The following is a 9,794-nucleotide window of genomic DNA, read 5'->3' as shown; positions in this document are numbered from 1 at the left end:
CAAAGCGCCTATCAACAGCACCTTTCGCGTAGATCACCGTATAGAATAAAACCCGATACTTGGCTCGACCTTACCCTGCATTTCCCTGCAGAACACTGCGCCAGTTTCCCGGCAAACATTGTAATCCAGCTAACAGTAGCGTGAGATTTCCCGCGAATTAGCCATATCCAGCGGAAAGTGCGCCCGCACAACTTCTGAATGTCCTTCCCGGCTATCGCCCCGTTGTTCTCGACCCGCCACGGCCGATCCATAAAATTTTACGTAAACTGGCGAGACCGGTTTCAGCCTGTTTCGCGCTTTTCGGCCCGCCGGGACCGGCTTTAAGCCAAATAAAAGCTCCCCTGCCCATCCTCGCCTGCGAAACGATCCGGTCACGAGCGGGCTAACGAGCCTCGCCGATGCCCGGACATGGGGCGTCAGATGGGGTTATCGGGTCATTCGCGCGCGTTGCGCGCTGCCACACTTGCCATGCTTGCCTTGGCCCTGGCCTGGTTCGGGCCAGCGACGGAGCTGTCGGCGGAAACGCTGAAAGCGTCGGCGACGCCGGATCCGGTCGAACGATCCGCCGAGCCATTCGGGCTGTTTGCATCGCATCTCACCGGCGGCGGACTGCTGGCGAAGTGGCAGGGCGTCCAGCGCCGCCTCGACGATGAGATGGTGCAGCTGGCGCTGTGCGAAGGCGATCCTGACCGCTGCGCCTCGCCGGCGGCGCTGCAATTTCTCGCCATCGTCGACACCGGCAAGGCTCGCGGCGGTCGTGCCCGCCTCGGCGAGATCAACCGCGCCATCAACCTCGCCATCCGGCCGATGGGCGATCTCGAACAATATGGGCAGATCGACGTCTGGAGTTCGCCGCTGGCGACGCTGACGCGTGGCGCGGGAGATTGCGAAGACTATGCCATCGCCAAATTCATTGCGTTGCAGCGGGCCGGCGTTTCATCCGACGATTTGCGCATCGTGATCATGCGCGACACCATCCGCGGCGAGGATCACGCCGTGGCCGCGGCAAGGCTGGATGGACAATGGCTGACGCTGGACAATCGCCGCATGGCGATGGTCGAGGACGCCCGGGTCAGAAACTACCGGCCGAGTTTCGTGCTCGATCGCGACGGCGTCAGACGCTACGAGGAGGCGCCGATGCCGGTGCTCGGCGATCGCAACCTCGTTTCGCAAGCGGTCCGCGATGCCGGCATTGAAACGTCGCCGATGTAACCGGCCGCAAGCCGCTCCGTTTCATCAAGTCGATTTGCACATCGATGCAACTTGAAACACCGCTCGATATTGCAGTGCGTCCGAAATGCGCGTGGCATTTCGTTTGGCGGAAATTGTGGCGAGACTAATTTTCTCTTTTTGCGCTTCGCTTCTACCTTTGATTGACGTCATCATTCTTACCGGCATACCATTCCGCCAGATCCGCTAGAGATCGCTTGGGAGAGAAAGATGACACGTTTGCCGCGCGTTGATTTTGCTCGCCGTTATTCCTGCACCGCCGCCATCACCATCGGGTTGGGCCTGGTGATTTCCGCAAATGGCGCCATCGCCCAGAACGCCGCCAAGGGTTCGCCCGATCACATCAAGGCCGTGACGTCGTCGGTCGACGGCGCCTCGATCAAGGCCAATACCGCGACCTCGAACGACTGGCCGACCATCGGCCTCGATTACGCCGAGACCCGCTTCAGCAAGCTCAACCAGATCACCACCGACAACGTCAAGAAACTCGGCCTGGCGTGGACCTATCCGCTGGAATCCTCGCGCGGCGTCGAAGCGACCCCGCTGGTGGTCGACGGCATCATGTATGTGACGGCGTCATGGAGCGTGGTGCACGCCGTCGACGCCCGCACCGGCAAGCGGATCTGGACCTTCGATCCCGGCATCGACAAGGAGAAGGGCTACAAGGGCTGCTGCGACGTGGTCAATCGCGGCGTCGCGCTGTGGAAGGGCAAGGTGTTCGTCGGCGCCTATGACGGGCGGCTGATCGCGCTCGACGCGGTGACCGGAAAGAAGGTCTGGGAAAAGGATACCCTGATCGACAAGGAGCATTCCTACACCATCACCGGCGCGCCGCGCGTGTTCAACGGCAAGGTGGTGATCGGCAATGGCGGCGCGGAATACGGCGCCCGCGGCTACGTCACCGCCTACGACGCGGAAACCGGCAACCAGGCCTGGCGCTGGTTCACGGTGCCGGGCGATCCCTCAAAACCGTTCGAGGACGAATCGATGGCGGCCGCGGCCAAGACCTGGGATCCCGCCGGCAAATACTGGATCAACGGCGGCGGTGGCACCGCGTGGGACACCATCACCTTCGATCCCGACCTCAACATGGTCTATATCGGCACCGGCAACGGCTCGCCGTGGAACCGCAACCACCGCAGTCCTGCCGGCGGCGACAACCTCTATCTCGCGTCGCTGGTGGCGCTGAATGCCGACACCGGCAAATACATCTGGCATTACCAGGAAACGCCGGGCGACCACTGGGACTACACCTCGACCCAGCCGATGATCCTCGCCGACCTCACCATCGACGGCGCGCCAAGAAAAGTCATTCTGCACGCGCCGAAGAACGGCTTCTTCTTCGTGGTCGACCGCACCAACGGCAAGTTCATCTCGGCGAAGAACTTCGTCGATGTGAACTGGGCGACCGGCTACGGCGCCGATGGACGGCCGATCGAGGTACCGGCGGCGCGCGGCGCCGAGGCCTATGACAGCATCCCCGGCCCGTTCGGCGCCCACAACTGGCATCCGATGTCGTTCAATCCGCAGACCGGCCTGGTCTATCTGCCGGCGCAGGGCGTGCCGCTGAACCTCACGCCGGAAAAAGCCCTGGCGCACAACGCGGCGGCGCCGGGCAAATTCGCCAGCGCCACCGGCTGGAACCTGGGCTTCGCGCTGAATGCGACGCCGCCGAAGAGCCCTGCGTTCGGACGTCTGCTGGCCTGGGATCCGGTAAAGCAGAAGGAAGTCTGGCGCGCCGAATATGTCGCGCCGTGGAACGGTGGCACGCTGACCACCGCCGGCAATCTGGTGTTCCAGGGCACCGCAGACGGCCGCTTCATCGCCTACAACGCCACGTCAGGCGAAAAGCTCTGGGAAAGCCCTGTCGGCACCGGCGTGGTCGCGGCCGCCTCGACCTACATGCTCGACGGCAAGCAGTATGTGTCGATCGCGGTCGGCTGGGGCGGCGTGTTCGGAATCTCGCAGCGCGTCACCGAACTGCAGAGCCCGGGCACGGTCTATACCTTCACGGTCGACGGCAAGGCGCCACTGCCGACCTTTGTGAAGTACCAGACCGAAGGACTTCTGGAGGGCGTCAAATACGACCCGAAGGACGTGCCGGAGGGTACCGGACTCTATGTCGCCGCCTGCGCCAACTGCCATGGCGTACCGGGCGTCGACAAGGGCGGCAACATCAGGAACCTCGGCTATGTCCCGAAAGACACGATCGAGAACCTGCAGAAGATCGTGTTCAAGGGCCCGTTCAGGGAGCAGGGCATGCCCGACTTCACCGGCAAGCTGACCGAAGCCGATGTGGTGAAGATCCAGGCGTTCATTCAGGGCACGGCGGATGCGGTAAGGCCGCCGAAGAAGTAGGAGTGACGTAGCCTCTCCCCGCTTTCGGGGAGAGGTCCGCACACGAACACCGCCGTCATCGCCCGGCTCGACCGGGCGACCCAGTATTCCAGAGACGTTTTGCGATAGACCCAGACGTCACGGCGTACTGGATCGCCCGGTCAAGCCGTGCGACGACAAACTGCTTGCGGCGGTACGTGGCCCAAATTTCCTTTCGTGAGGACCAAAAAAAGGGCTGCGCGATCGTCTCGCGCAGCCCTTCTTTCGTTACAGCGAAGCTGGCCTCAGAACACCAGGCCTTCCTTCACCAGCACCCAGCGGCCCTTCTTGATCTGCTGAACCTGCGTGATGGTGGTGGCGAGATGGTTGGTCTTCGAGAACACGGTCGGCGGCGAGGAGAAGATATCCTGGAACTTGTCGCCGGACTCCAGCGCGTCGAGCATCTTCTGGCCGGTCAGATCCTTGCCGGCCTTGTTGGCATAATGCGCGAACGTCATCACCGCATTGTAGCCGATGATCGCCTGGGTGTTCGCGTCAGAGCCGAACATCTTCTTGTAGTTGGCGAGCCAGTCCTTCACTTTTCCCTTCGCGGTGTCCTCGTAGGGAATTTCGAAGCCTGAAGCGGCATACAGCCCTTCAACCACTTCCTTGCCGAGCGCCGGCACTTCGAGCACGTTGGTGGGCGTGGCGCCGAGGAAGGTCACGTCCCATCCGAGCTTCTTGGCTTCGCCCATCGTTCCGATGGTCTCGCGCAGCACCGTGCCGAGCAACACCATATCGCAGCCGTCGGCCTTCATCTTGGCGACCTGCGCGCTGAAGTCGGAGACGCCGCGCTTGTAGCTGGTGACCGAGGCCGGCGTCAGCTTCATCGCGGTGACCTGCCGGGTGAACCCGTCGAGGACGTTTTTGCCGTACTCGTCGTCCTGATACATGATGCAGGGCTTCTTGAAGTTCTTGGTCTCGATCATGTATTTGACGGCGGCGCGGGTGCTCTCGACGTAGGGCAGCAGGTTGTTGAACTTCAGCCTTTCCTGCGGCTTGGCCGGGTCGAACTTGAAGGTGAATTCGGCCGCGGTCAGCGGAAACAGCTGCAGCACGCCGGCATCGAACAGCACGTCCTGCGAGGCGAGCACGGTGGGCGAGCCCATCGGGCCGACCATCGCGAAGATCTTGTCGCGCTCGACCATCTTCTGCGACGCCAGCACCGCACGCTTCGGGTCGTAGCCCGAGTCCTCCAGCACCAGCTTGATCTTGCGGCCGTGAATGCCGCCGGCGGCGTTGACCTCTTCCACCGCCATTTTCATGCCGTTGGAAACCGGCACGCCCCAGCCTTTGATCGGGCCGGACAGGTCCTGGTGAGTCCCGATGACGATCTCGGTCGCCGAGATGCCTTCATTGGTGACCTTGGTTTGCGCTGCGGCCGGCAGATGGGTCAGCGCAAGGGCGCCCACCGCAAGGCCCAGCGCCTTGAACGATTTCGACATTGCAGTCTCCTCCTTCGTGTGGCCCGTGTTGAGCGAAGGCCGGGGCCTTTAGATCCTTCGCCGTTTCCGATTGCTCGTCTGCTCGTCGCTCACGCCACTGCGCGCTCGCCATACATGGCGTTGATCTCGACCGCGTAGCGCTTGTTCACGAAACTGCGCTTCAGTTTCATGGTCGGCGTCAGTTCCTCATCCTCGGGTGTCAGCTGGCGCTCGATCAGGAAGAACTTCTTGATGGTTTCGACCCGCGCGAAATTGACGTTCACCGCCTCGATCTCGCGCTGGATCAGATCCTGGATTTCCGGCGCCCGGCACAGGCTGGCATAATTGGTGAAGGGAATATCGTGGTCCTGGGCGTATTTCTCGACGTTCTCCTGGTCGATCATGACGAGGCAGGTCAGGAACGGCCGCTTGTCGCCGATCACCACGGTGTCGGAGATGTAGGGCGAGAATTTCAGCTGGTTCTCGATCTCCGACGGCGTGATGTTCTTGCCGCCCGAGGTGATGATGATGTCCTTCATCCGGTCGGTGATCTTGACAAAACCCTCATTGTCGATCGAGCCGACGTCGCCGGTATGCAGCCAGCCCTTGGCGTCGATGGTCTCCGCGGTCTTTTCCGGCTGGTTGAGATACCCCATGAACAGGAAGTCGCCCTTGATCAGGATTTCGCCTTCCGGGGAAACCTTCACCTCGCCCCACGGCGCGGCCTTGCCGACCGAGCCGAGCTTGATGCGATCCGGCGGCATCACGGTGGCGACGCCGCAGTTTTCGGTCTGGCCGTAGACTTCGCGCATGTCGATGCCGAGCGCGAGATACCAGCGAATCAAATCGGGCGCGATCGGTGCGGCGCCGGTAAAGGCCAGCCGGCAGCGATCCAGCCCCAGCATGCGCCTGATGTTGCGGAACACCAGCCAGTAGGCGGCCTGATTGGCGAGACGCAACGGCAGCGGTGCCGTGTCGCCCTGCAATTTGTATTCCGTCAGCTGATAGCCCAACCCCAATGCCTGGCGATACATCCAGTTCTGCAACGGGGTCGCATCCTTCAGCGCGATGGTCACGCCGGAATAGAACTTCTCCCAGACCCGCGGCACCGCCAGGAACGCGGTGGGTTGCACTTCGCGCAGATTGTCGGGCACCGTTTCCGGGCTTTCGGCGAAATTCATCACCGACCCCAGCGCCAGCGAGATGTAATAGCCGCCGATCCGTTCGGCGACATGGCAGAGTGGCAGGAAGATCAGCCGCTCCTCGGCGTCGCTCGACGGAAACAGGTCGTTGGCGTGGCGCATCTGGTGGGTGACGCTGCGGTTGGAATGCATCGCGCCCTTGGGCGGACCCGTGGTGCCGGAGGTATAGACCAGGATGGCGAGGTCGGCCGCGCTGCGGCTTGCAATCATCTCGTCCCACAGCGCCGCGTGATCGTTGATGTGATTGCTGCCGAGCGCCATGAACTCGGCCAGCGACATCACCATCGGATCGATGAAGCCGGTGAGGCCTTCCATGTCGAACACGACGATCTTCTGCAAGGTCGGACAGCGCGCCCGGCACGACAGGATCTTGTCGAGTTGCTCCTCGTCCTCCGCGAAGATCACCTTGGTCGAGGAATCGTTCACCAGATATTCGACCTGGACCGCCGAATCGGTCGGATAGATACCAGAGGAAACGCCGCCGGCGCACAGGATGCCCATATCGGCATACACCCATTCCGGCACGGCGTTGGCGATGATCGAGGCAACGTCGCCCGGCCGGAAACCGATGGCGTGCAGCGCGTAGGCGATTTCCTTCGATATCTGCTGCCACTGCCGCCAGCTGGTGGGCTGCCAGATGCCGAACTTCTTCTCGCGGATCGCGGGCTTGTCGCCGCGCGTTTCCGCCGCCAGCAAAAAACTCTTCGCGATCGTGTCCGCCACAGTCAACACTGCGGGTCTGGCCATACTTCGTTCCCTCCGCCTCTCGGCCCCGCCTGCGAATGCCAGCCTTGACGGCCAGTCTTTTTCGAAAGCAGAACCCGTATTTAACGCCGAATCTTCCCTAAAAGCCAACTCTGCGTCAGCGCCAGGTTTTCTTCTTTTTCCAGCGCCGTTCGCCCCGCGCACCCTCTTCCTTGGCGCCGAGATAGAATTCCTGGATGTCCTTGGAATGCATCAGCCGTTCGCAGGTGTCGTTCATGACTACCCGGCCGATTTCCAGGACATAGCCGTAATGGGCGGTTTCCAGCGCGATCTTGGCGTTTTGCTCGACCAGCAGGATCGACATGCCCTGCTCCTCGTTGACCCGCTTGATGATGGTGAAGATTTCCTTGACCAGGATCGGCGACAGGCCGAGCGACGGCTCGTCGAGCAGCAGCAGGGTCGGCCGGTTCATCAACGCCCGCCCGATCGCCAGCATCTGCTGCTCGCCGCCCGACAACTGCCCGGCCGGCTGGTCGATCCGTTCCCGCAACCGCGGAAAATAGCCGTAGACCAGTTCCAGGTCGCCGGCGACGTTGTCGCGATCCTTGCGCGGATAGGCGCCCATCATCAGGTTCTCGCGCACGCTCAGGAACGGAAACACCTCGCGCCCCTCCGGCACATGGCTGAGGCCGAGCCGCACGATCTTGTCGGCCTCCATGCGCTGGATCGGCTTGCCCAGGAATTCGATCGAACCCTTCTGCGGATCGAGAATGCCGGAAATGGTCTTCAGCACCGTGGTCTTGCCGGCGCCGTTGGCGCCGAGCAGGGTCACGATTTTCCCGCGCGGCACCTCGATGCTGATGCCGCGGATGGCCATGATAGGCCCGTAATAGCTCTCGATATTGCTGAGTTTCAGGATGATGTCGGGGGTGCTCATATTTTCATCCCCTCAAGCGCCGAGGTAAGCGGCGACGACGTCGGGATGACGCTGCACCTCGGCCGGCGATCCCATCGCCAAGACCTTGCCGTAGTTCAGCGCGATCACGCGGTCGGATACCCGGTTTACCAGCGTCATGTCGTGCTCGACCATCAGCACGGTGATGCCGAGCTCGGTCTTCAGGTCGCGGATCCAGAACGACATGTCGTCGGTTTCCTCGACATTGAGCCCGGACGACGGCTCGTCGAGCAGGATCAGCTTCGGTTCGGTGCAAAGCGCCCGCGCCAGCTCGATCACCTTGCGGACGCCATAGGGCAGCCCCGAGATCAGCTTGTCTCGGTACGGCTCGAGATCGAGGAATTCGATCACCTGCTCGACGCGGCGGCGATGGATCTTTTCGTTCGCCTTCACGCTCGGCAGGAACAGCAATTCCTGCCACAGCTGGGTGGTGGAATGCCGGTGCCGGCCGACCAGAAGGTTGCTCAGCAAGGTGGCATTCTCGAACAGTTCGATGTTCTGGAAGGTGCGGGCGATGCCGAGCTTGGCGATGCCGAAGGCCGGCTCCTCGGTGATGTCCTGGTCCTCGAAGAAAATCCGGCCCGAGGTCGGGTTGTAGATCCGCGACACCAGGTTGAAGATCGAGCTCTTCCCGGCCCCGTTGGGACCGATGATCGACAGGATCTCGCCCTTCTCCACGGCGAAGGAGACCGCGTCGACCGCTTTCAGCCCGCCGAAATGCAGCGACAGGTTCTCGGCGCGGAAATAGCTCATCGGTTACGCTCCGATTTGACGTAAATCTTCTGCCGCTTGAAGGTGGCGCGCTTGTAGAGCGGGAACAGCTGGAAGAAGAGCTTGATCTTGAGCCAGCGTCCATAGAGGCCGAGCGGCTCGAACAGCACGAACAGCACGATGATGATCCCGTAAATCGCGCCTTTCAGCCCATTGGCGGAAGCGAACGCGGCGACATTGGCCTGGATCTTTGCGGCCGTCGCCGCGCCGGCGCCGAAGGTCGCGGCGACGGCGGCGATCATGCCCGGCACGTCGTCCTTCAGGTAGGTCAGGAACGGATCGATCATGACGATGAAGATCGCGCCCAGCACGGCGCCGTGCGGGCTGAAGGCGCCGCCGATCAGGATCACGATGATGAACTCGATCGAGAGCTGCAGCGTGAACATTTCCGGGCTGATGAAGGAAAGCTTGTGGGCGAACAAGACACCGGCGAATCCGGTGATCGCCGCCGAGATCGCAAACGACTTGACCTTGTAGAGCGATACGTTGACGCCCATGCTGCGCGCCGCGGTCTCGCTGTCGCGGATCGCGACGAAGGCGCGGCCGGTCGGCGAGCGCAACAGATTGAGCGTGCCGACGATGGTGAGTGTCAGCACCGCAAGGCAGAGGAAGTAGAACGAGGGGCTGTCGCGCGACACCGCGGTGCCGAGGAACTGCAGGGCCTTGACCCGCATGCCTTCGTTGCCATGGGTCACGCTTTCCCAGCGCGCCAGGATTTCCTCGATGATGAAGGCGAAGGAAATCGTCGCGATCACCAGATAGATGCCCTGCAGCCGCAGCGCCGGGAACCCGACCATCGCGCCGACCACGCCGGTCAGCAGGCCGGCGGCGAGAAAATACACCGGGAACGGGACGTTGTATTGCTGCAGGTATGCCGCGGTATAGGCGCCGATGGCGAGAAAGGCTGCATGGCCGAGCGACGCCTGTCCGGTGAAGCCGGTCAGGATCATCAGCCCGACGCCGACAGTGGCGTAGATGAAGACGAACACCAGCTGGCTGACGAGATAACTGGAGAGAATGAAGGGTGCGACCACCAGGAACGCCAGCAGAACGCCGTAGGTGACGATGTAGCCGCCATGCGGGAACAGTTTGATGTCGTCTTCATAATCGGTCTTGAACATGAAACGCATG

The 9,794-nt window shown here is 62.1% G+C and carries 7 protein-coding genes; 2 read left to right on the top strand and 5 right to left on the bottom strand.

What is annotated here, in order from left to right; genetic code table 11:
* Positions 1-420: 420 nt before the first annotated feature.
* A complete protein-coding gene (locus tag Q7U29_RS16330) occupies positions 421-1,212 on the top strand; it encodes a transglutaminase-like cysteine peptidase (RefSeq protein WP_304743187.1) in 792 nt (263 codons plus the stop codon).
* A gap of 228 nt (positions 1,213-1,440) precedes the next feature.
* Positions 1,441-3,588 (top strand): PQQ-dependent dehydrogenase, methanol/ethanol family, encoded by a 2,148-nt coding sequence (locus Q7U29_RS16325; protein WP_304743184.1) that lies wholly within the window; start codon positions 1,441-1,443, stop codon positions 3,586-3,588.
* 263 nt (positions 3,589-3,851) lie between these two features.
* Here the strand turns inward: Q7U29_RS16325 and Q7U29_RS16320 are convergent, their stop codons facing one another.
* From Q7U29_RS16320 to Q7U29_RS16300, 5 genes are all read right to left on the bottom strand, one after another.
* A complete protein-coding gene (locus tag Q7U29_RS16320; RefSeq protein ID WP_304743182.1) occupies positions 3,852-5,051 on the bottom strand; it encodes an ABC transporter substrate-binding protein in 1,200 nt (399 codons plus the stop codon).
* An 89-nt stretch (positions 5,052-5,140) separates the two neighbouring features.
* Positions 5,141-6,979 (bottom strand): long-chain fatty acid--CoA ligase, encoded by a 1,839-nt coding sequence (locus tag Q7U29_RS16315; RefSeq protein ID WP_304743180.1) that lies wholly within the window; start codon positions 6,977-6,979, stop codon positions 5,141-5,143.
* 115 nt (positions 6,980-7,094) lie between these two features.
* Positions 7,095-7,874, bottom strand: coding sequence for an ABC transporter ATP-binding protein (locus Q7U29_RS16310; RefSeq protein WP_304743179.1), 780 nt, complete (start codon positions 7,872-7,874; stop codon positions 7,095-7,097).
* A 12-nt stretch (positions 7,875-7,886) separates the two neighbouring features.
* Positions 7,887-8,645, bottom strand: a complete 759-nt coding sequence (locus tag Q7U29_RS16305; RefSeq protein WP_304743177.1) for an ABC transporter ATP-binding protein — start codon at positions 8,643-8,645, stop codon at positions 7,887-7,889.
* On the bottom strand, positions 8,642-9,793 hold the full coding sequence (locus tag Q7U29_RS16300; protein WP_304743175.1) for a branched-chain amino acid ABC transporter permease: 1,152 nt from the start codon (positions 9,791-9,793) through the stop codon (positions 8,642-8,644). Before Q7U29_RS16300 ends, Q7U29_RS16305 begins: the two co-directional genes overlap by 4 nt.
* Position 9,794 lies beyond the last annotated feature (1 nt).

This window comes from Bradyrhizobium sp., from assembly GCF_030654605.1.
Classification (GTDB): Bacteria; Pseudomonadota; Alphaproteobacteria; order Rhizobiales; family Xanthobacteraceae; genus Bradyrhizobium.
This window is presented reverse-complemented; position numbering and strand designations above follow the sequence as displayed.